This window comes from Streptomyces syringium, from assembly GCF_017876625.1.
GTDB classification, from domain to species: Bacteria; Actinomycetota; Actinomycetes; order Streptomycetales; family Streptomycetaceae; genus Streptomyces; species Streptomyces syringius.
In genome coordinates this window covers 5,694,573-5,715,980 of sequence record NZ_JAGIOH010000001.1, presented here as the reverse complement: position 1 = coordinate 5,715,980, position 21,408 = coordinate 5,694,573, and the positions used below count along the sequence as shown (strand labels likewise).

The following is a 21,408-nucleotide window of genomic DNA, read 5'->3' as shown; positions in this document are numbered from 1 at the left end:
TCAACATGGCGGGCCACCGCGCGACCCGGCTCAGGGTCAGGTTAGGCTTACCTTTGTGAGCACGTGCGCTACCGCATCCCGCCTCCTGACCGAGCCGCTGGCCGGCACCGCAGCCACCGCACCGACGTGGCTGCTGCTCGAGCAGCCCGGCCCGTGGGGCACGGACGCCCTCACCTCCAGCCACCTCGACCCCGCCGTCGGCCGGGCGCTCGACGCCGCCGCCGAGGGCACCGGCGTGCGGATCGCGCTGATCCGCCGCCCCGGGCGGCACGCCGACTGCCACGAACCGGCCACTCAGCGGGTCTTCGTCGCCCACACCGCGCCGGGCCGTTCCTGGATCCGCACGACCGGCGTCACCGACCCCGCGCGGCTGGCCGATCTGGGTTTCGCCGCCCTCGGGGCGGGTGAGCACGGCGGGCTCTGGGAGCCCTACACCGGGGACCCCCTCGCGCTGGTGTGCACCAACGGCAAGCGCGACCGCTGCTGTGCCCTGCTCGGCCGCCCCCTCGCCGCCGAGCTGACCGCGTCGGGCGGGCTGGAGGTCTGGGAGGTCACCCACATCGGCGGGCACCGGTTCGCGCCGACCCTCTTCGTCCTGCCCTACGGGTACGCGTACGGGCGGGCGACCGCGCACGGCGTCAAGAACGCCCTCGCGGCGGCCCGGGACGGCCGGATCGCGATCGAGGACTGCCGGGGCCGCTCGGCCTGGGAGCGCCCCGCCCAGGCCGCCGACCTGGCGGTGCGGGAGCTGACCGGCGAGGAGGGCGCGGACGCGCTGGACGTGCTGCGGACCGAGGGCGCCGCGCCGCTGTGGTGCGTGACCGTCGGCCACACCGACGGCCGCGCCTGGCGGGTCACCGTCGCGCAGGGCGCCGCCGAGCCGCCGCGGCCGGAGAGCTGCGGCCGGGCGCTCGGCAGCCCGGCCCGGATGGACGTGCTGTCGATCGACCGGCTGTCCTCGTCCGATGCCGCACTGCCCCCCGCGGCCCGGGCGGGCTCGTCGCTGACGCTGTCCGTCAGCCGGCCTTCCTGACGAACTCGGTGGTGTAGGTCTTCTCCAGGTCCACCGAGGCGTTCTTCAGACCGGGGTCGAAGGACTTGAGCACCGTGTGGACGGTCCTCGGCCCGTCGGCGGGCATCACGCCGTCCTCGGTGAACATCGGCAGCGTGTTCTTGATCGCGCGGACGTAGAGGTCCTTGCCGCCCTTGGCGTAGTCGGCAGGCATCTTGTCGGCGATCTCCTCGGGGGTGTGCCCGGCCATCCACTTGAGGGTCCTGACCATGGCGTTGGCGAGCTTCTGGACGGTCTCTTTGTGGCTCTGCACCCAACTGCTGTTCATGTAGAGGCTCGACGCGGGGTAGAGCCCGCCGAGCGCGGCCCGGGACCCCTCGGGGGTGCGCATGTCGACGAGGACCTTGCCGAGGCCCTTGGCGAGGACCTGGGCGACGGTCGGTTCGGTGGTCATGCCGCCGTCGATCGTGCCCTGCTCGAGCGCGGAGACGAAGGTCTGGCCGGCGCCGACGGCCACGGGAGTGATCTCGCCGACCTTCACACCGTTCTTCACTGCCAGGTACTTCGTGAGGAACTCGGTGGAGGAGCCGAGCCCGGTGACCCCGAGCTTGCGGCCCTTGAAGTCCCTGGGCGAGGTGACGTGGGCCGCGGCCTTCGTCGAGACGATCTCCACCTCCCCCGGTGTCCGGGCCAGTTGGACGACGGACTGCACCTGCTTGCCCTTGGCCTGGAGGTCGAGGGTGTGGTCGTAGAAGCCGACCACGCCCTGGACGTCGCCGGAGACGAGTGCGGTGGTGGCCTGCACGCCCGCAGGCTCGCTCAGGAGCTTGACGGTCACTCCCTCGTCCTGGAAGTAGCCCAGGCGCTGGGTGAGCACCGCCGGCAGGTAGATGACCTTGTCCAGGCCGCTGACCATGATCTTCACGGTGTCGCCCTTGACCGCCTCGCTGCGCCCGCTCGCCCCGTCCGACGACGATTCGTCGGCACAGCCGGCCAGGGTGAGACACAGCGCCCCCGCGACGAGTGTCGCGGAGACTTCGGTGAGCTTGCCGAACGTACGCATCTTCTGGTCCTTTTGGTCAGGAGCGACGGTCGTGGTCAGGGCCGGTCGCCGGGGCATCGCCCGGGCTGCCGCTGTCCATCCGTCCGCCTCCGCCGTCGGCTCCTCCCTCCCGCGGTCACGGGCGGGGCCGGCACGGGCTGGAGGGTAGGTGTGGCCTGCAACACAGCGGCAGCCTTCTGAGCAATGCGGTACTTGAGATCACGAACCTTGTTCTGCTCGTTTTGCTCGCGCTACCACAACGAATGCGACACGAGGGCTGGGCCGGGGGGTGGTGTCCCGCTACGTTCGACGCGGCCACCGGTGCAGACCGCCGAAGCCGCAGCCGTGCTCCGCTACGGGGCGACGACACGAAAGGGACACACACATGCGCCCCCGGTGGCCCCGCCGCGTCTTCGCCCAGGTCCTCCTCGTCCAGCTGCTGCTCACTACCGGCGTCACCACGCTCGCCGCGGGCCTCTTCCTCGCGCCGCTCGGCTCCCAGCTGGACGACCAGGCCGAGCACCGGGCCCTGGCCATCGCGCAGACCACCGCCGCCCAGCCCGGCCTCGCCCGCGATCTGCTCGCCCATCGGCCGGCCCCGGGCGGCCCGGTACAGGCCGGGGCCGAGCGCGTCCGGCGGGCCACCGGCGCGAGCTATGTCGTGGTGGTCGACAACCGGGGCATCCGCTACTCCCACACCACCCCCTCGGAGATCGGGCGGCACGTCAGCACCGACCCGGGCCCGGCCCTGACCGGCCACGAGTGGACGGGCATCGAGCGCGGCACCCTCGGCCGCTCCGCGCGCGGCAAGGTGCCGCTGCGCGACCAGCGGGGTGAGATCGTCGGCGCCGTCTCCGTGGGCATCGCCTACGGCAGCGTGCGCGCACTGCTGCTGGACGCCGTGCCCGGCGTGCTGATGTACGCGGGCGCCGCGCTCGGCGTGGGCGCGCTGGCCGCGGGCGCCGTCTCCTGGCGGCTGCGCAAGCGCACGCACGGCATCGAGCTCTCCGAGATATCCGCCCTGCTCGACGAGCGTGAGGCCATGCTGCACGGCATCCGCGAGGGGGTGCTCGCCCTCGACCGGCGCGGCCGGGTGCGATTGGTCAACGACGAGGCGCAGCGGCTGCTCGGGCTCGGCCCGGAGGCCACCGGACGCCCGCTCGACGACGTCCTGCCGCCCGGCCGGACCACCGATGTGCTGGCCGGCCGGGTCGCGGGGGCCGATCTGCTGACCGTCTGGGGCGGCCGGGTCCTGGTCGCCAACCGGATGGAAACGGCCGACGGCGGAGCGGTGGCGACGCTGCGCGACCGCACCGAGCTGGAGCTCCTCGGCCGGGAGCTGGACGGCATCCGAGGGCTGACCGAGGCACTGCGCGCCCAGGACCACGAGCACGCCAACCAACTGCACACCATCGTCGGTCTGCTGGAACTGGGCCTGTACGAGCAGGCCGTGGAGTTCGTCGCGGAGGTCAGCGGCGCGCACCGGGCCACGGCCGAACAGGTCACCGAGCGGGTGCGCGAGCCGATGGTCAGCGCCCTGCTGGTGGGCAAGAGCGCGGTCGCGGCGGAGCGGGGAGTGGCGCTGCGGGTGAGCGAGGCGACGCAACTGCCCCCTCGCGTGGTGGATTCCCGGGACCTGGTCACCGTGCTCGGCAATCTCGTGGACAACGCCCTGGACGCCGCCGGGACCGTACGCGGCGGCGCGGCCGGCGGACGGCCGGCGGCCGAGCCCTTCGTGGAGGTGGAGCTGCGGGCGGAGGGCTCCACGGTCGTCCTGCGGGTCTCGGACAACGGCCCGGGCGTCCCCGAAGGGGCCGCGGAGCTGGTGTTCACCGACGGCTGGTCCACCAAGGAGCCGCCCGCGCACCGCCGCCGGGGCCTCGGTCTCTCGCTCGTACGGCGGCTGGCCGAGCGGTACGGCGGCTCGGCCCGGGTGGGCGAACGGGACGGCGGCGGGGCGGTGTTCACGGTGGAACTGCCGGAGGCGCTGCTGGAACTCGAAGGAGCGCGACGGTGAGGGACGGTGACCGCGGTGACGGGGGCACACGGACGAGAAGAGCGAAGGGGTGAACCAGTGATCGAAGTCCTGGTCGTGGACGACGACTTCCGTATCGCCGAGATCAACGCCGCGTATGTCGCGCGCGTTCCCGGCTTCCATGTCGTGGCCAAGGCCCATCACGCGGCACAGGCCCTGGCCCTGCTGGAGCGCGGTGGTATCGACCTGGTGCTGCTGGACCACTATCTGCCGGACGAGACGGGGCTCTCGCTGGTCCGCCGGATGCGGCAGCACGGCCACCTCACCGACGTGATCATGGTGACCGCCGCCCGGGACATCGCGACCGTGCAGACGGCGATGCGCTACGGCGCCCTGCAGTACCTGGTCAAGCCGTTCGCCTTCCCGGCGCTGCGGGTGAAGCTGGAGGCCTATGCCCAGCTGCGCCGGACCCTCGACGACGCCGAGGAGGCGGGACAGGACCAGGTGGACCGGATCTTCGGCACGCTGCGCACCGCCGCGACCGCCGCTCCCCTGCCCAAGGGCCACTCCGCGCCGACCGCCGAGCTGATCCGCCAGGTGCTCTCGGCCGCGGCGTGCCCCCTGTCGGCACACGAGGTCGCGGAGCGTTCGGGGCTCAGCCGCTCCACGGCGCAGCGCTATCTCAAGCGGCTGGAGGAGTCCGGCAGGCTCAGTCTCACCCTCCGGTACGGCGAGACGGGCCGCCCGGAGCACCGTTACGCCTGGGCGGCGCGCTGACCGGGCCGGACCCGCGCTCAGGCCGCCCCGGCGCCCGTCAGTGAGCGCACCTCGGCCTCGGCGTGGCCGGCCGCGTCGGCGGGTCCGGGTGAGGTGAGGGTGCCGAGCCAGCCGGCCAGGAAGCCGAGCGGCACGGAGACCAGGCCCGGGTTCTCCAGCGGGAACAGGGCGAAGTCGAGGCCGGGGAAGACGGCCCCCGGGCCGCCGGAGACGACCGGGGAGAGGACGACGAGCGCCAGGGCGGGGACGAGGCCCCCGTAGACGGACCAGACGGCGCCGCGCGTGGTGAACCGCCGCCAGAAGAGCGAATAGAGCAGCACCGGAAGGTTTGCCGAGGCGGCGACGGCAAAGGCGAGACCCACCAGGAACGCGACGTTGAGGTCCTGGGCGAGCAGCCCGAGGCCGATGGCGACCGCGCCGGTGACGACCGCCGCGACGCGTGCGACCGCGACCTCGCCGAGCGCCCCGCGGCCCGTCCGGCGGCTGAGCGTGGCGTAGAGGTCGTGGGCGACGGACGCGGAGGAGGCGAGGGTGACCCCGGCGACGACCGCGAGGATGGTGGCGAAGGCGACAGCCGCGACCACGGCGAAGAGGATCGTTCCGCCTGTGGAGCCCGCACCGCCGCCGAGGTCGAGGGCGAGCAGCGGTACGGCCGTGTTCCCGGACGGGCCGGCGGCGCGCACGGCGTCGGTGCCGAGCACGGCCGCGGCCCCGAAGCCGAGGACGATCGTCATCAGGTAGAAGCCGCCGATGAGGCCGATCGACCAGACGACCGACCGGCGGGCGGCGCGGGCGGTCGGCACGGTGGAGAAGCGCGCGAGGATGTGCGGGAGCCCGGCGGTGCCGAGGACCAGCGCGAGGCCGAGGCTGATGAAGTCCAGTCGGGCCGTCCAGCCACCGCCGTATTTCAAACCCGGCGCGAGGAAGTCCCGGCCGTGACCGCTGCGGTCGGCGGCCGTGGTGAGCAGGGCCGAGAGGTCGCCGTGGAAGCGGATCAGCACGAGCGTGGTCAGCGCGATCGTGCCGCCCATCAGCAGGACGGCCTTGACGATCTGGATCCAGGTGGTGGCCCGCATGCCGCCGAGGGTGACGTAGAGGACCATCAGGGCGCCGACGCCGATGACCGTCCAGGTGCGGGCCCGGCCGCCCGGGCCGCCCAGCAGCAGCGCCATCAGGCTGCCGGCCCCGACCATCTGGGCGACCAGGTAGACGACCGAGACGGTGACGGAGGAGATGCCCGCGGCCGTCCTGACCCGTGGTTCGCCCATCCGGGCGGCCAGGACGTCGGCGAGGGTGAACCGGCCGCAGTTGCGGACGAGTTCGGCGACGAGGAACAGCACGACGAGCCAGGCGACGAGAAAGCCGACGGAATAGAGCATGCCGTCGTAGCCGTAGAGGGCGATGAGCCCGGAGATCCCGAGGAAGGAGGCGGCGGACATGTAGTCACCGGCGATGGCGAAACCGTTCTCCATGGGGGAGAACATCCGCCCGCCCGCGTAGAACTCCTCGGGCGATCCCCGCCGCACCCGTCCGGCCCAGGCGCTGATGGCGAGGGTGACCACGACGATGACGCTGAACAGGGCCAGTGCCAGGCCCTGGTGCGTGCCGGTCAACGCGCTTCCCTCCGCGTCGGCGGGACCGGGCCGCCCGTCCGCGCCGGGCCCTGCCGGGTCTCCAGCGCGACCGCCCAGCGCAGCTCCAGGGCCGCCGGGTCGCGCCGCAGCCGGGCGTGCCGGGCGTAGGCCCAGGTGAGCAGGAAGGTCGTGGCGAACTGGCCGAGCCCGAGGAGCATCGCGACATTGAGCGCGCCGGCCACGGGCCGGGCCATCAGGGCCGGTGCGGTGGTCGCCAGCACCAGATAACCGAGGTACCAGCCGAGGAAGGCGACGGTCACGGGGAAGGCGAACCCTCGGTAGCGGCCGCGCACTTCACGGAAGGCGGCACTGCGCTGGACCTCCCGGTAGACACCCGAGGGGTCGCGCGCCGTGTCCCGGCCCTCCCGGTGCGCGGGCGGCTCGCACGGGGTGGGGTCACCCTTCAGGCGAACCGTTCCGGCATCGCCTTCGTCGTCGTTCTCCACCGGACTCTCCTTGGTCGCCGCCCTCGTTGGCCGGGGCCCAAGAATGGTCAGAACAGGGAGATCCGGATCCCCTCAATACCGGGACGTTCACCCCATCAGGTGACGGGGACACCACGTGACGCGCCTCCGGCCGGAGAGAGGATCTCCGGCCGGAGGCGCGGTGGTGGCTTACGGCCCGTCCCGGGTCAGGCGTCGATGCGCGAGCGGTCCAGGGTGGCGGCGGAGTTGGTGATGAACTCCTTGCGGGGCGCGACCTCATTGCCCATCAGCAGGTCGAAGGCGCGCTCGGCCGCCTCCAGGGCGCTGATGTTGATCCGGCGCAGGGTGCGGTGACGCGGGTCCATCGTGGTCTCCGCGAGCTGGTCGGCGTCCATCTCACCGAGGCCCTTGTAGCGCTGGATGCCGTCCTTGTACGGCACCTTCTTGCGGTCCAGGTCCATCAGCGTCTGGCGCAGCTCGCTGTCGGAGTAGGTGTAGATGTACTTGTCCTGCCCCTTCTTCGGGCGGGTCAGCTCGATCCGGTGCAGCGGCGGGACGGCCGAGAAGACCCGGCCCTCCTCGACCATCGGCCGCATGTAGCGCTGGAAGAGCGTGAGCAGCAGACAGCGGATGTGCGCGCCGTCGACATCGGCGTCGGCGAGGAAGATGACCTTCCCGTACCGCGCGGCGTCGATGTCGAAGGTCCGGCCGGACCCGGCTCCTATCACCTGGATGATCGCGCCGCACTCGGCGTTCTTGAGCATGTCGGAGACCGACGACTTCTGGACATTGAGGATCTTGCCGCGGATCGGCAGCAGAGCCTGGAATTCGGAATTCCGGGCCAGCTTGGCCGTGCCCAGCGCCGAGTCGCCCTCGACGATGAACAGCTCGCTGCGCTCGACGTCGTCACTGCGGCAGTCGGCGAGCTTGGCCGGCAGCGAGGAGGACTCCAGGGCGGTCTTCCGCCGCTGGGCCTCCTTGTGCTGCCGGGCGGCGATGCGGGTGCGGGCCGCGGCGACGACCTTCTCCAGGACGGCGCGCGCCTGCTGCTTGGCGTCGCGCTTGGTGGAGGCGAGGAACGCCTTGAGCTCCTTGGCGACCACGTTCGCCACGATCCGCGAGGCGGCCGAGGTGCCCAGGACCTCCTTGGTCTGCCCCTCGAACTGCGGCTCGGCCAGCCGGACGGTCACGACCGCGGTGAGCCCCTCCATGGCGTCGTCCTTGACGACGTCGTCCTCGGCGACCCGCAGCAGCTTGGACGAGCGCAGGACCTCGTTGACGGTCTTGGTGATCGAGCGCTCGAATCCGGCCACATGCGTGCCGCCCTTGGGGGTGGCGATGATGTTGACGAAGGACTTCACGTTCGCGTCGTAGCCGGTGCCCCAGCGCAGGGCGATGTCCACCCCGAGCTCACGGGTGACCTCGGTGGGGGTCATGTGGCCGCGATCGTCGAGGACCGGCACGGTCTCCTTGAAGGTGCCCTGCCCGGTCAGCCGGAGCACGTCGCAGACGGCCTTGTCCTGCGCGAGGTACTCGCAGAACTCGCTGATGCCCCCGTCGTAGCGGAAGGTCTCCTCGGTGGCGGTCTCGCTCTCGATCCCCCGCTCGTCGCGGACGACGATGGTCAGCCCCGGCACGAGGAACGCGGTCTGCCGGGCCCGCCCGTAGAGGTTCTCCAGGGAGAGCTTGGCGTCCTTGAGGAAGATCTGGCGGTCCGCCCAGTAGCGGACCCGGGTGCCGGTGCGGGTCTTGGGGACCTTCTTGCCCTTGAGGAGGCCGTTGGCCGGGTCGAAGGGCGCGTCCGGACCGGATTCGGTGAAGATGCCGGGGACGCCGCGCCGGAAGCTGATCGCGTGCGTGCGGCTGTTGCGGTCGACCTCGACGTCCAGGCGGGCGGAGAGCGCGTTGACGACGGACGCGCCGACGCCGTGCAGACCGCCGGAGGCCGCGTACGAGCCGCCGCCGAACTTTCCGCCGGCGTGCAGCTTGGTCATCACGACCTCGATGCCGGACAGCCCGGTCTTGGGCTCGACGTCCACGGGGATGCCCCGGCCGTTGTCCCGCACCTCCACCGAGCCGTCCTCGTGGAGGATCACCTCGATGCGGTCGCAGTATCCGCCGAGGGCCTCGTCGACGGAGTTGTCGATGATTTCCCAGAGGCAGTGCATCAAACCGCGGCTGTCGGTGGAGCCGATATACATTCCGGGGCGCTTGCGGACGGCTTCGAGACCCTCGAGGACGAGCAGGTGCCGCGCGGTGTAGTTGGATCCGTCCCGGTCTGCCCCGGTCAGCAACGCAGTGGACGGCACGGACGTTTCGGCGGTCACGCGGTTCGCTCCTCGCTGAATTTCTGTACTGGCCCGGGTACGGGCACAGTGGTGGCTCGGTCGCCGTTCAGAGGGTACCGAGGCCTGGTAGAGCCTTTGTGCCGCCACCCACGGGAGCGCCCATGCTAGTCCAGCTTCGCTCACGTGTTCGATACCCCGATGGAGTGACGTGCACATCACGTTCCCTTGGAGGCATGAACCATTTAGGCTCCGGGCACGTCCTCAAGAACAACCCGGCAAGCCGGCCGGGTGGACGAAAGACCCCCAGCGACGTGAAACCGTAAGCCCACGCAATACGGCTCATTCGCCGCCAACCGTCAAGATCCGGCCCACTCGGAAGGAACTTTCGAGGAAAAGCCACGAGCGGGAACGTTTTCGGCCTGGTTGGATGTTGACCCTGGTACGACAGCTCGTCGAGCTAGAGAAGAGGCGACGTGACTACTGTTCTGACCCCCGCGAGCCCGCTGACGGCCGCTGACCGCTGCGACCGGTGCGGCGCTCAGGCTTACCTGCGCGTCGTTCTCATGAGCGGCGGTGAACTGCTCTTCTGTGCTCACCATGGGCGCAAGTTCGAGCCAGAACTCAAGAAGATCGCCGCGGAGATACAGGACGAGACGGAGCGGCTGACCGCTGCCCCGGCGTCCGCGTCCGATGAGGACCGCTGAGTCCGCAGCGGATAGCTGACACATCGCATCCCACGACGAGCGAGGTCCGGCCATCCAGGGCCGGGCAGCCGCGGGCGGCCACCCCCACGGGGGAGGCCGCCCGCTCTCGTGCGTCCGGACCTCCTTCGCGTCCCCACCCCGGCCGGGGGGCGGAGACCGCGCGGCGCCAGGAGGCTCACTGCGGCCCCCGTTCGATCAGGCCGGTACTCGGCGGCGCGGCACCACCCGCAGGCCGTGAGGGCGGCAGCGGGGCGGCTTGCCGGGCGATCCGCGGCGGGAGCCGTGGCCCGGTCCGCGCGGGCGCCTGCCCGGCGGCCTCCGCGGCGGGTGCCGGCTGAGCCTGCGGCGATGCCGGCTGGACCGGCTGCGGCGGCACCTGCTGGGCCGGCTGCGCCGTCGCCGGCGGCAGGACGGACGTCAGCGCCGACGGCACGGCCGACGAGGCACCCTGCGGTGCGGACCCGCCCTTGTGGGCCGCAACCAACGGCGCGACCGCCGACATCCGCGTGTACACACCGGGGTGCCCGGGCTGGGCGCAACCGCTCCCCCAGGACACCAGCCCGACCAGCTTTCCCCTGGCCACGAGCGGCCCGCCGCTGTCCCCCTGGCAGGCGTCCCGCCCGCCCTCCGGCCGGCCCGCGCACAGCATCGAAGCCCGCCGGTACGCGCCCTCCGGACCGCCCGGATACGCCTGCTCGCAGAAGACGTCGTCCAGGACGAACACGCCGGCCGCGCGCAACGTCTGCGCATACGTGCCATTGCCCAGCATGTCGCCCCAGCCGTACACCTTGGCGGGAGTGCCGGGCCGGTAGGCCCGGTCCCCGGCCTGCGCCAGAGTGATCGGAGAATTCGCCGGCGCCTGTTCCGCCAGAGTGAGTACGGCGACGTCCCCGGCGTTGGTCGCCGCGTCGAACGCGGGGTTGACCCAGGTGTCCCGCAGCGCCACCTCGGCGCCGCTTCCGCCGCGCAGATCACCGCGCCCCACGATGACCCGCAGGTCCTTCGCCTCGCCCACGTCGACGCCGAGCACCTCGTGACTGAGGCAGTGCGCCGCGGTGACGACCGTTGTACGGCTCACCAGGACCCCGCCGCAGAACTGCCCCGATCTCGCGGCACCGAACCGCTCACGGCTCGCCAGGGCGACCGCCCAGGGCGCCTCGGAGGCGTTGACGGGCTGCCCGCCGATGACCACCCGGTCCGCGACGGCCGGACCGGGGGCCGCCAGCAGCAGCGCGACCGCGCCGGCGAGCGGGTAGCTCAGTGCACGCATACAGTCTCTCTCCTGACCCTGCGAAGTTAGTCGCATACCCAGAGTCAAGGCGAATGGCATTCGGCGCATCCGGAAGAAAGACCGGTCGCCCGGAAAGCGCGCCGGTCCGGGCAGCCGAAATGCCGCGAGGCCCGGCCCCCTTCCGGGGGTACCGGGCCTCGCGGCATTCGCTCCGCATTCCGTCCGGCGCCCCGAGAGGGGCCGGATGGAGGGGGAACGGATTAGTCCAGGTAGTCGCGCAGGACCTGCGAACGCGACGGGTGACGCAGCTTGGACATCGTCTTCGACTCGATCTGACGGATGCGCTCACGCGTCACGCCGTAGACCTTGCCGATCTCGTCGAGCGTCTTCGGCTGACCGTCGGTGAGACCGAAGCGCATGGAGACCACGCCCGCCTCACGCTCGCTGAGCGTGTCCAGGACGGAGTGCAGCTGCTCCTGGAGGAGCGTGAAGCTGACCGCGTCGGCCGGCACGACCGCCTCGGAGTCCTCGATGAGGTCACCGAACTCGCTGTCGCCGTCCTCACCCAGGGGGGTGTGGAGGGAGATCGGCTCACGGCCGTACTTCTGGACCTCGATGACCTTCTCAGGGGTCATGTCGAGCTCCTTGGCCAGCTCCTCCGGGGTGGGCTCGCGGCCCAGGTCCTGGAGCATCTGGCGCTGGACACGCGCGAGCTTGTTGATGACCTCGACCATGTGCACCGGGATACGGATGGTGCGGGCCTGGTCGGCCATCGCGCGCGTGATCGCCTGGCGGATCCACCAGGTCGCGTAGGTCGAGAACTTGTAACCCTTGGTGTAGTCGAACTTCTCGACCGCACGGATCAGACCGAGGTTGCCTTCCTGGATGAGGTCCAGGAAGAGCATGCCGCGGCCGGTGTAGCGCTTGGCCAGCGAGACCACCAGGCGGAGGTTGGCCTCCAGGAGGTGGTTCTTGGCGCGGCGGCCGTCCTCGGCGATGATCTCCAGCTCACGCTTGAGCTTCGGCGCGAGCTTGTCGGAGTTCGCCAGCTTGTCCTCGGCGAACAGGCCGGCCTCGATGCGCTTGGCGAGCTCGACCTCCTGCTCGGCGTTGAGGAGGGGGACCTTGCCGATCTGCTTGAGGTAGTCCTTGACCGGGTCGGCCGTGGCACCGGCCACCGCGACCTGCTGCGCGGGGGCGTCGTCCTCGTCGTCGTCGGAGAGGACGAAGCCCTTGTTCTCGCCGGTCTCGTCTTCTTCGTCACCCTTGCCCGGGGTGGGGGTCTCCTCGACGATCTCGTCGTCGAGAAGCTCGTCGGCGTCCTTCTTGGAGGCGGTCTTCTTGGCCGCCGTCTTCTTGGCGGTGGCCTTCTTCGCCACCGTCTTCTTGGCCGTCGCCTTCTTGGCGGCGGTCTTCTTGGCGGGCGCGCCCATGGCCTCGTCACCCTCGTCGTCGCCGTACGCGCCGGCCTGGGCCGACGTGACGGACGCGGAGGACGCGGACCTGGCCGTGACCGTCTTGGACGAGACGGCCTTGGTGGCGGTGCGCTTCGCCGGGCTCTTCGCTGCGACGCTCTTGCGGGTGCGCTTGGGCGCCTCTGCGGCACTGACCATCAGCGTCACACCCTCCTCGTCGAGGACCTGGTTGAGGCTGCGCAGAACATTCTTCCACTGGGTTGGCGGAATCTGGTCAGCCTCGAAGGCCCGACGCACGTCGTCGCCGGCGATCTGCCCCTCGGCCTTTCCCTGCTCGATGAGCGCCATCAGAGACTCGGATTCGGCGATCTCCGGCGGGAGCGTACGGGATGTGCTGGCCGACACGAACAACCTCTCGGAACGATGGAAACGGCTTCCGGCCCCGTCCGTAGCGGACCGGAGCCGACGACCGCCGGCAAGGATGAACCGACGGCGCGGGCGGGAGTGCAGAGCAACACAGCGCCTCGATCGAGGCCCGTATTCCCTCCGCGTCTGCCACCTCTTTAGTCATCGCGCTTCGCCGGACAGCGTTACGCCCAATCCTCGTGGCCCGAGTCACACCCCATACCGGAGCGAATAACCACTTAATTGGGCAGATCACCCGGTTCCGTCGCGTCCCATCCCGGGGCCGGGCCCGCGCCGGCCCTCCGCGAGGCCGCCCGCACGGCTCGCACGCACGGTCGTACGCGCGAGCCGCCACCGCGGCCCCGCGCGTACGGATCCGGCCGTACGACCCAGCCCGTACGGCCCCGTCCGTACGGCCCCGGTCCCGCGATCAGTGCTCGCGCGGGGCGGGCACCACGCGCTCGACGTCGGGGTGGGTGACGAGCAGCTGACGCATCGCGGCCTCCGCCCCGGCGGCGTCTCCCGCGCCCACGGCGTCCACGATCCGCAGGTGCTGGCCGACTCCGGTCTCGGTGGGGCGGTCGCAACCGCTGACCGGGGCGCCCGAGACGTGCAGCGCGGCGGAGACGATGCCCGAGAGGTGCTCGAGCATGCGGTTGCCCGCGACCTGGAGGAGGAGGGAGTGGAACTCGGCGTCGGCGCGGGAGAAGGTGAGGGAGTCACCCTGGGCCAGCGCGTGGCCCATGATCTCGGCCATGTCGGCGAGGCGCTGCTGGACGTCCTCGCGCCCGTGTCCGGCCGCGAGCCGGGCGGCGAGCGGCTCGATGGTCCAGCGCAGCTCGCACAGCTCGCGGCGCTGGTCTTCCCGCTGGGGGCCGAAGGCCCGCCATTCGATGATGTCCGGGTCGAGGAGGTTCCAGTCGCTGACGGGACGGACGCGGGTGCCGACGTTGGGCCGGGCACTGACCAGGCCCTTCGCTTCGAGGACGCGCAGGGACTCGCGGACGACGGTCCGGGAGACCTCGAAGCGCTGCCCGATCTCCTCCGGGACGAGCGGGCGGTCGGCGCCCAGGTCGCCGGAGACGATCATCTGGCCCAGCTGTTGGACGAGCTGGCCGTGCAGCCCTCGGCCGCGGCTGCCGGCCGCGCGGCGGCCGGCCCGGCTCAGCTCCGCGTCGCCGTCCCAGGCGGACGACGCCCCGCGGTCGACCCCGGGGGCCTCCGCGTAGGAGTAACGGTCAAGCTCGCCCGATCCTGCGAGGCCGGAGTCGGCGGGGCGAGCCGCGGTCATCATGGTGTGCGCAAGGGTACTCACGCATCCTTTGTCGGCGACACGTTGAGAGCCCTTGAGGTCTTTGGTGAAAAGCACACGAAAGGGTGATCGCGCATTACCTCACAATTGACGCTCAATCGGACGGAATCGGGCACCTCTTCCGGGAGGGCGAGTGCGGAGCGTGACGACAATTCTGCCGAGGCCGGGACGTGACCGCCCGGCCTGATTACGGGGCGTGATCCCTCTGCGGAGGCGAGGGGCGGCGTGACGGCCGGGACGGCGGAGTGAGGCCTTTACCATGCGCGCCCGGTACGGCAACTCGAGCGGGCCGACTGCCTCCGGAGCGGCTGACGCTCCCCGTCGGACGACCGGCTCCGGCGGTCTCCCGCCACCTCCGGCCACCTCCCACCGGAGCCGATGGGCCGGGCAGCGGCCCCGCCGGCCGCCGCTCAACGCGGCCTGCCGCGGAAGACGGTGAGCACGTACGCCCCCAGGAGCACCGCGAAGGACAGGGCCAGCGCCCAGCCGACGGGCTGGGACATCAGCCGCAGGGCCGCGGAGAGCGCCTGGTCCACCCCGGACGGCCACTGCACCAGGGCCGTCGCACGCAACCGCCCCGGGAGACCGATCAGGGAGCGGGCCGTCGGGTGGGTGAGCACCCCGCCCAGGACGGGCATCACCAGAGTGGGCACCGCGAGCACCGCCACCAGCCCGAGGGCGGTGGACCGGAACACGCCCGCGGCGAGCAGGCCGGCCCACGCGCAGCCGAGGGTGAGCCCGGCCCAGCCGACGAGCGTGAGGGCCCAGTCGTCGGGGAGGACGACGGCGGGGTCTCCGAAGAGCAGCCTCAGGGCGGCCGCGTCGAGGCCGAGGGAGGCGAAGGCGAGCAGCAGGGCGGCCATCGCCGTGACCGCGAGCTTGGCGGCGAGCAGTCCGAGGCGCCGGGGGACGGTGCCCTGGTCCGGTGCCAGTGCCGGGTAGCGGAACTCCTGACCGAAGGCGAGGGCGCCGAGCAGCCCCGCGCCGAAGGCGGCCGGGGGGAGGGGCAGCAGCGCCGGCCAGCCGGTGAGGAGGCGCAGCGCCGGGGTGCCGCTGGTGCGGGCGAGCAGCACGGAGGTCACGAGTGAGGCCGCGAGGGAGACGGCGCCGGTGATCCAGCCGGTCCGCACGCCCGTGGCGCGGCGCAGTTCGTAGAGCAGCGGCCAGACGGGCCCGGGGGCGGGCAGCCGGGGCTGGAGGCGGGCCTGGGAGCGGGAGGTCGGCACCGGTCGGGGCGGAGGGCCGGTACCGGTGGCGGCTTCCACGGCAGGGGCGGTGCCGGGCTCCGCTTCCGGTTCCGCGGCGGCCGCGGGATCCGTGGTGTCGGGGCGGCGGCCGTCGGCACGGTGCAGGGGGGACACGGGGCCGGTGTCCCCGGTCTCGTCGGCCAGGCGGTGCACGAGGATGCCGTGGCGGTAGGCGGTCTCGCCGACGGCGGCGCAGCTGCTGCCGTAGACATGGATCCGGCTGCCGCCCTCGTGCGTCACCTCCACGGGCGGCCCGTCGGGGGACGCGCGCACCACGTCGGCTTCGACCGTGAGGACGTGGGCGAGGCGGCTCGCAAAGGGCGAGTGGACGACGACCCGGGGGCGCAGCCGGGTCCGGGCGAAGGCCGCGGCCTCCTGGTCGGCGACGAGCCGGCCCCGCTCGACGGTGACGACCCGGTCGCCGATGCGGGCCGCCTCACGGGGGTCGCCGGAGGTGACGAGGACGGCGCCGCCCTGGGCGGCGTAGCCGCGCAGCATGCCGTGCAGCCACGCCGTCTCACGCGGCGAGAGGCCTTCGGCGGGTTCGTCGAGCAGCAGGGTGTGCGGGTCGCCGAGGAGTGCCGCGGCGAGGCCGAGACGGCGGTCCATGCCGAGGGAGAAGTCACCGATGCGCTGGTCGGCGAGGCCGCTGAGGCCGACGACCTCGAGGACGTCGTCGGCGCGCTCCGCGGGGACCCCGGCGGCGGCGCTGAGCATCCGCAGATGGCCGCGGGCGGTGCGGGCGGGGTGACCCGGGACGTCGCCGAGCAACACGCCGATCTCGCGGGTGGGGTGGGCGACCCGGTCGAGCGTGCGCCCGCGGAAGAGCGCGACCCCGCGCCCGGGGTCGAGCCGCAGCATGAGCCGCAGCGCGCTGGTCTTGCCCGCCCCGGGCTCGCCGAGCAGAACGGTGACCCGGCCGGGGCGGGCCTCGAAGGTGAGGTCGTCGACGGCGGGAGGGTGGTTGCGGCGGGGGGCGCTGGTCAGCCCGATGGCCTGGATCATGGCTTCTCCCGCGGGGCGTGAGACGGCGCGGCGCGGCAACCCTGGGCTGCGGGGTGCGCGGCGCGCTGGACGTACCGCAGCACCGTAACCCGATATGCCCGATTTGCTCCGTACTGTAGGCATTTCCGGGCAACCGTGTCCCACCCCCGGACCGGGCTTGGGAGAGCGCCGCACCCCCTGGCGGCGCGCGGCGGCGGGGCAGGCACAGGTGGGCCCGGCAGGCTGCTGCGGGCGCCGGTCGGTCCGGGCTTCGCCTATGCGTCGGGTCGCAGCCTCTATGCCTCGGGGCGCAGCATCGGCGGGTTCAGCAAAGTGGCCCCACCGGCCCGGAAGAGCTGTGCGGGGCGACCGCCCTGACGGGTCGTCGTCCCGCCGGTGGGCACCAGGAAGCCGGGGGTGCCGGTGACCTTGCGATGGAAGTTCCGTGGATCCAGGGCGACGCCCCACACCGCCTCGTACACCCGGCGCAGCTCGCCGACGGTGAATTCCTGCGGGCAGAAGGCGGTGGCCAGCGAGGAGTACTCGATCTTGGAGCGGGCCCGCTCGACCCCGTCGGCGAGGATGCGGGCGTGATCGAAGGCGAGCGGCGCGGCCAGCTCCCCGTCGCGGCCGTAGCCGTCCTCCTGGTCCAGCAGGTCTCCCACGGGGGCCCACCGCACGCTGCGCGCGTCGCCGCCGGCGCGCGGGGCGGGCAGATCCGGCGCGAGGGCGAGGTGCGCCACGCTGACGACCCGCATGCGGGGGTCGCGCTTGGGGTCGCCGTAGGTGGCGAGCTGTTCCAGATGCGCGGCGTTCACGGGGGCGGGCCCGGCGGGGTCCTGGGCGTGCAGCCCGGTCTCCTCGGCCAGCTCACGGGCCGCCGCGGTCGCCAGGTCCTCGTCCCCCCTGACGAACCCGCCCGGCAGCGCCCAGCGCCCTTGGTAGGGGGGCTCGCCCCGACGGACGGCCAGCGCGCACAGCGCGTGGCGCCGCACGGTGAGCACGACCAGGTCGACGGTGACGGCGAAGGGCGGAAAGGCCGACGGGTCGTAGGGCATGACGCGATCATAGTCGTCTGCTTGACGATAAACAGGGTCTTGTCCAGGGTTCACCAACGCCCCTTCGGACAGCCTGGCCCGCACCCGCGCTCACACTCCCAGTTGAAGACCGTCGGCGGCTTCTTCGACCATGCCGAGACCGAGCCTGCTGATCCGCACGGCGAACGGCTGGTCGGCGACCCGCAGCCCGGTGAACCGCAGGGCGCCCAGCGGCGCGGTCCGCGGCGGGCGGACCGCCACGCTTCCGGCCGGCACGTCGGGGCGCACCCCGACGAGGGTGGTCAGGAGCTGGACCGCGCCCGCTGCCGCGACGGCGGCGGGGCGGCAGGCGGCCGGATGCGGCAGGGGCACGCTGCCGGTGGTGCGCTGCTCCCCCGCGTACATTTCCGGCAGTCGGTAGCCGAAGGCCTCGGCGGCGTCGAGGGTGCCGCGCAACAGCCCTCCTGCCTCCTTCTCGTAGCCGGCGGCCGCCAGCCCGGCCACGGCCACGGCCGTCTCATGGACCCGCACGGCTCCGCTGCGGTGTCCGAAGGGGTTGTGGCCCTGCTCCTTCGCCCCGAGGCTGCGCAACCCCCAGCCGGAGTCGAGCGCCGGCCCGCCGAGCAGTCTGGCCAGCTGCTCGGTCTGCACCTTGTCGAGCAGCCCCGGGGCGTACTCGCCGGCTCCGAGCAGGCCCGTGTCGAGCAGGTGCGCGGAGGCGCAGCCCAGCTGCGGTATCCGCCGGCCGTCCGGCATCCGGGCGGCGACGGGGCGGCCGCCGCCGGGGTCCTCGGCCCAGAAATCGTCCCGGAAGCGCCGCCGCAGCTCGCCCGCCCAGTCGCGCCAGCGCTCCGCGCCGGGTCGGCCGTACGCCTCCAGGAGATCCGCGCCGAGCAGCGCGGCACGATGTGCGTGCGCCTGCACTTCGCAGCGGTACGGCCCGCCCGGCACCGGGTCCGCGAGGTAGCGGCCCTCCCCCACCGCCGTCCGCAGCCACCCCAGGCACCGCTCGGCGGCCGGCAGCAGGGCCTCGGCCTCCCGCTCGGCGAGCCCCCATCGCCGGGCCTCGGCGAGGACCACGGGGAACAGCAAGGTCGCCTCGATGCCCGTGCACCCGGGCGGCAGGTGCGCTCCCGCGTGCCGCAGCGCCCCGGGGATGCGGCCGCCGTCGCCGTGCGGCCCGGGCAGTTGCGCGCGGGCCAGGGTGCGCAGCGTCCCCGCGGCGAGGCGGACTCCCAGGGGCAGGGTCATCCGGGCGGCCCACAGCGCCTCGGCGGGTGCGAGGTGACCGCAGCGCCAGGGGACGCCCGCGGCGAGGTGGACGTCGGCGGGCTGCCCCGGATCGCGGACCAGCAGCGCGCGGAGATCGTCGAGACTGGCTTCCAGCAGGGCCGCCGCCCGCGGGTCGTCCCCCTCCGCCGCCGCCTCGCCCCAGGGCGCGGTGCCGCCGCGGCCCCGGGGCACCGCGGTCTCGGCCGGCCGGGCCCGTCCGGGCGGTTCGAGCCTGACGCGGAGCTCGATGCTTCGCGTTCCACCGGGCGGCAGCTCCAGCTCCCAGCACAGCAGTCCGGCCGAGGCGAGGGAGTCCCCGGGCGGCGGGTCGGCGGTGACCATCACCTGGGCTCCCGCCGCCGACCAGCGCAGCCCGCAGGCGTGCACCGCGGCGGGAACCTCGGGTCCGGCCAGGCCCGAGGCGACCGCACCGAGCTCCGCGAGGTCGGTGCCCAGGGATACTTCGACGCCCAGCTTCAAGGCCCGTGCGGCCGTGCTGCGCAGGGTGATCCGCTCGCATCCCTCAGCGTCCCGCAGCCGCTCGACGGTGACGGCCGGGTCGGGCCCCGAGTCGGCGACGGTGCGCACGGTGCCCACGAAGCGGGCCCGGTCGGCGGCGAGCATCCGTCCCTGCACGGGCACAGGTTCGGCTCCGCCGACCCGCAACCGGCAGCGCGCCAGCAGCCGCCGCCCCGCGCGGTAGAAGCCGTCGAGGCCGTGCCCGGTGAGCTGTCCGTCCTCACCGGAGATCGCGAGAGCGGGCAGTGCCACGCAGATCAGTGCGTTGTGCACGGGCTGTGGCCCTTGAGCACGCCCCGGGCGCGGGGTGGGGGGCGGGCGGCGTGTCGAGGCGGAGCCCCGTACCGGGCCGGGGGCCGGGCCGGGGGCGGCCGGGCTCGGGGTCAAGGTCGGATGACCATGGGGGACATTGCCGTGCATGTGTCTGCGCTCCCTGTGGACGTCGCGACCGGGCGACGGACGGCTGCGGGGCCACCCAGGTGAACGGCGCGGGGGCCACGTAGGTCACGGGCCCCCGGCCCCACACCCTGATCACTGCCGGCCACGGGCCCCTCGGGGCCCGTTCCGCCGTCGTGCCCGTGCCTTGCCCGCGGGCCCGGTCGCCCCGCCGGGGCCGGTGGGGCGCACGCTTCCGGCGTTCCTGAGGGGACCGGCCGTCCGGCTGCCCGTACCGGCTTCGGCCGTGCCGGTGAGGGGCGGGCGCCGGCGCCGCCTGACCCGGGACGCCCGCTGACCGCCCGGGGCGTCACCTTCCGCATCCGCGCTCCGGGCCCGGTCCGCTTCGGCGTGCGCGGCGGCATGAACGGCGCGGCCGGCGCGCTCGCGGCGCAGGCAGCGGCGCAGCGGCTCGGGGTCCATTCCCTCGTTGCAGGCGCGCTGCAGGAGCTGGGCGAAGAGATAGTCGGGGTCGGCCGCCAGGGCGCGGCTCAGCGCGACCCGGGCCTCCGGCTGGTCTCCGGTGGACCAGGCGACCCAGCCGGCGAGGGTGAGCGGCGCGGCCGCGTGCTCGCCGTACGAGGACACACAGCGCCGGGCGAGGGCGCGCCAGAGGCGCAGCACCGTGGGCGCGAGGGGGCCCTCCATCCATTCCGCCGCCCGGTCCCGGGTGGCGCGGTCCTGGAGCCCGAGGATGATCGCGGCGGCTTCGTCGTGGGCGAGGAGGGCGTCGTCCTGGGCGTCCGCCTCCGGCCGCCGGGCGTTCGGCGGGGCGGCATGGAGTCGGTCCAGCACCAGCCGCGCCAGGCCCATCGTCTCCTCGCGCACCGTCTCGCAGTCCGCCCCGCGGAGGATGCGGGGCACGAGATCGACGGCCGCGGCGTCGAGCGCCCGCTCCTGTTCCTCGGCCGGGGGGCCGGTGAGCGGTGCGAGCCGGGCTTCCATCTGGCGCAGGGATCCGCGCACCTGGATGCCGGCATAGGCGGCGGCCGCCGCCATGACCGAGGTGCCGGGCACGGCCAGCGGCGTGCCGTCCGGCGGACAGCACCGGGTGTCGGGGCAGCAGTAGGACCAGAAGCGGCCGTCGGAGATGCACAACGCCTCGTACACCGGGACTTCCAGCCCTCCGCACGCGAGGCGCAGGCACTGGGCGAGCGGGCGCAGCCGCTCCATCACGTCCCGCGCGGTCTCCCCGGGTCCGGGGTCCTGGCAGAGGAAGAGGACGATGCCGTCGGGCCGGGCGCCGCGCTTGCTGCTGCCCGCGATGAGCGTCTCGGCGAGCTGGGTGCTGACCTCCGGCCATTCCTCGCGGGTCCGCGGAATGCCGAGCCTGAGCCGGCCGCCGAAGCGGCCGCGCTCGCCGTGGAGCGCGACCATGACGACGCTGTCGTCCGGGAAGAAGCCGAGGAGGTACGGCAGGGCGTCGGCCAGCTCGGCCGGGCTGCGGAGGCTGATCTGCTCCTCCGTGGGCACGGTGGGCGCGCCGGACGGGGTGGCGGAGGCGGCGGACGAGGTGGACGGGCGGGCTGATTCATCGCGCTTGGTCATGGCCCGAGACTCCCGCGGACTTGTCAGGGTTCGCCAGGCCTGTGAATAACTCCCGCATATTGTCCTACTAATCCTGTGGACAGTGCCGGAGGGGATCCGGGTCCTCAACGGGCCCGAACGGGCTCCAAACGGGCACGAACGGGTTC

At 73.1% G+C, this 21,408-nt stretch carries 14 protein-coding genes and 1 pseudogene; 4 read left to right on the top strand and 11 right to left on the bottom strand.

Translation table 11 applies throughout. The features are described 5' to 3' along the window. Positions 1–55: 55 nt before the first annotated feature. Entirely contained in the window at positions 56–1,033 is a 978-nt protein-coding gene (locus JO379_RS25515) for a ferredoxin family protein (RefSeq protein ID WP_209517117.1), read from the top strand. Here the strand turns inward: JO379_RS25515 and JO379_RS25510 are convergent. Further along, on the bottom strand, positions 1,017–2,075 hold the full coding sequence (locus JO379_RS25510) for an ABC transporter substrate-binding protein (protein WP_130881800.1): 1,059 nt from the start codon (positions 2,073–2,075) through the stop codon (positions 1,017–1,019). The two genes, JO379_RS25515 and JO379_RS25510, sit on opposite strands and share 17 nt — an antisense overlap. A gap of 364 nt (positions 2,076–2,439) precedes the next feature. Here JO379_RS25510 and JO379_RS25505 point away from each other — a divergent pair, with 364 nt between their 5' ends. Together JO379_RS25505 and JO379_RS25500 are read left to right on the top strand one after the other, a co-directional pair. Further along, positions 2,440–4,071, top strand: a complete 1,632-nt coding sequence (locus tag JO379_RS25505) for a sensor histidine kinase (protein WP_209517115.1) — start codon at positions 2,440–2,442, stop codon at positions 4,069–4,071. A gap of 57 nt (positions 4,072–4,128) precedes the next feature. Further along, complete coding sequence (locus tag JO379_RS25500; RefSeq protein WP_130881802.1) at positions 4,129–4,806, top strand: response regulator; 678 nt, start codon at positions 4,129–4,131, stop codon at positions 4,804–4,806. A gap of 17 nt (positions 4,807–4,823) precedes the next feature. Here JO379_RS25500 and JO379_RS25495 read toward each other — a convergent pair whose 3' ends face one another. The 3 genes from JO379_RS25495 to JO379_RS25485 form a co-directional block, all read right to left on the bottom strand. Continuing rightward, on the bottom strand, positions 4,824–6,419 hold the full coding sequence (locus JO379_RS25495; protein ID WP_209517113.1) for a monocarboxylic acid transporter: 1,596 nt from the start codon (positions 6,417–6,419) through the stop codon (positions 4,824–4,826). Continuing rightward, complete coding sequence (locus JO379_RS25490) at positions 6,416–6,886, bottom strand: DUF485 domain-containing protein (RefSeq protein WP_307842132.1); 471 nt, start codon at positions 6,884–6,886, stop codon at positions 6,416–6,418. The genes JO379_RS25495 and JO379_RS25490 overlap by 4 nt, the downstream gene beginning before the upstream one ends. Before the next feature lie 185 nt (positions 6,887–7,071). After that, positions 7,072–9,192, bottom strand: a complete 2,121-nt coding sequence (locus JO379_RS25485; RefSeq protein ID WP_209517111.1) for a DNA gyrase/topoisomerase IV subunit B — start codon at positions 9,190–9,192, stop codon at positions 7,072–7,074. A 434-nt stretch (positions 9,193–9,626) separates the two neighbouring features. Here JO379_RS25485 and JO379_RS25480 point away from each other — a divergent pair, with 434 nt between their 5' ends. Then, on the top strand, positions 9,627–9,857 hold the full coding sequence (locus tag JO379_RS25480; protein ID WP_130881806.1) for a DUF7455 domain-containing protein: 231 nt from the start codon (positions 9,627–9,629) through the stop codon (positions 9,855–9,857). A 469-nt stretch (positions 9,858–10,326) separates the two neighbouring features. Here JO379_RS25480 and JO379_RS25475 read toward each other — a convergent pair. The 7 genes and pseudogenes from JO379_RS25475 to JO379_RS25445 all read right to left on the bottom strand — a co-directional run. After that, a pseudogene (locus tag JO379_RS25475) lies at positions 10,327–11,127 on the bottom strand (S1 family serine peptidase); the annotation flags it as partial. A 221-nt stretch (positions 11,128–11,348) separates the two neighbouring features. After that, positions 11,349–12,908 (bottom strand): RNA polymerase sigma factor, encoded by a 1,560-nt coding sequence (locus JO379_RS25470; RefSeq protein ID WP_209517108.1) that lies wholly within the window; start codon positions 12,906–12,908, stop codon positions 11,349–11,351. Positions 12,909–13,338: 430 nt separating this feature from the next. Next, on the bottom strand, positions 13,339–14,277 hold the full coding sequence (locus JO379_RS25465; RefSeq protein ID WP_130881808.1) for a FadR/GntR family transcriptional regulator: 939 nt from the start codon (positions 14,275–14,277) through the stop codon (positions 13,339–13,341). Positions 14,278–14,630: 353 nt separating this feature from the next. Further along, the gene (locus JO379_RS25460) at positions 14,631–16,472 is read right to left on the bottom strand and encodes an ATP-binding cassette domain-containing protein (protein WP_130881809.1); all 1,842 of its coding nucleotides are present in this window, start codon (positions 16,470–16,472) and stop codon (positions 14,631–14,633) included. Positions 16,473–16,747: 275 nt separating this feature from the next. Continuing rightward, a complete protein-coding gene (locus tag JO379_RS25455; RefSeq protein ID WP_130881810.1) occupies positions 16,748–17,509 on the bottom strand; it encodes an NUDIX hydrolase in 762 nt (253 codons plus the stop codon). Between the two features lie 90 nt (positions 17,510–17,599). Next, a complete protein-coding gene (locus JO379_RS25450) occupies positions 17,600–19,699 on the bottom strand; it encodes a glycogen debranching N-terminal domain-containing protein (RefSeq protein WP_209517106.1) in 2,100 nt (699 codons plus the stop codon). Between the two features lie 111 nt (positions 19,700–19,810). Beyond that, positions 19,811–21,262 carry a DUF4192 domain-containing protein gene (locus JO379_RS25445; protein ID WP_209517104.1) on the bottom strand — a complete coding sequence of 484 codons (1,452 nt, stop codon included), beginning with the start codon at positions 21,260–21,262 and terminating at the stop codon, positions 19,811–19,813. Positions 21,263–21,408: the final 146 nt, after the last annotated feature.

Bases quoted from the DNA above. Each gene is read 5' to 3' on its own strand.
- JO379_RS25510 (WP_130881800.1), bottom strand. From the start codon at position 2,075: ATGCGTACGTTCGGCAAGCTCACCGAAGTCTCCGCGACACTCGTCGCG.
- JO379_RS25505 (WP_209517115.1), top strand. From the start codon at position 2,440: ATGCGCCCCCGGTGGCCCCGCCGCGTCTTCGCCCAGGTCCTCCTCGTC.
- JO379_RS25460 (WP_130881809.1), bottom strand. From the start codon at position 16,472: ATGATCCAGGCCATCGGGCTGACCAGCGCCCCCCGCCGCAACCACCCT.
- JO379_RS25455 (WP_130881810.1), bottom strand. From the start codon at position 17,509: ATGCCCTACGACCCGTCGGCCTTTCCGCCCTTCGCCGTCACCGTCGAC.
- JO379_RS25450 (WP_209517106.1), bottom strand. From the start codon at position 19,699: ATGCACGGCAATGTCCCCCATGGTCATCCGACCTTGACCCCGAGCCCG.
- JO379_RS25445 (WP_209517104.1), bottom strand. From the start codon at position 21,262: ATGACCAAGCGCGATGAATCAGCCCGCCCGTCCACCTCGTCCGCCGCC.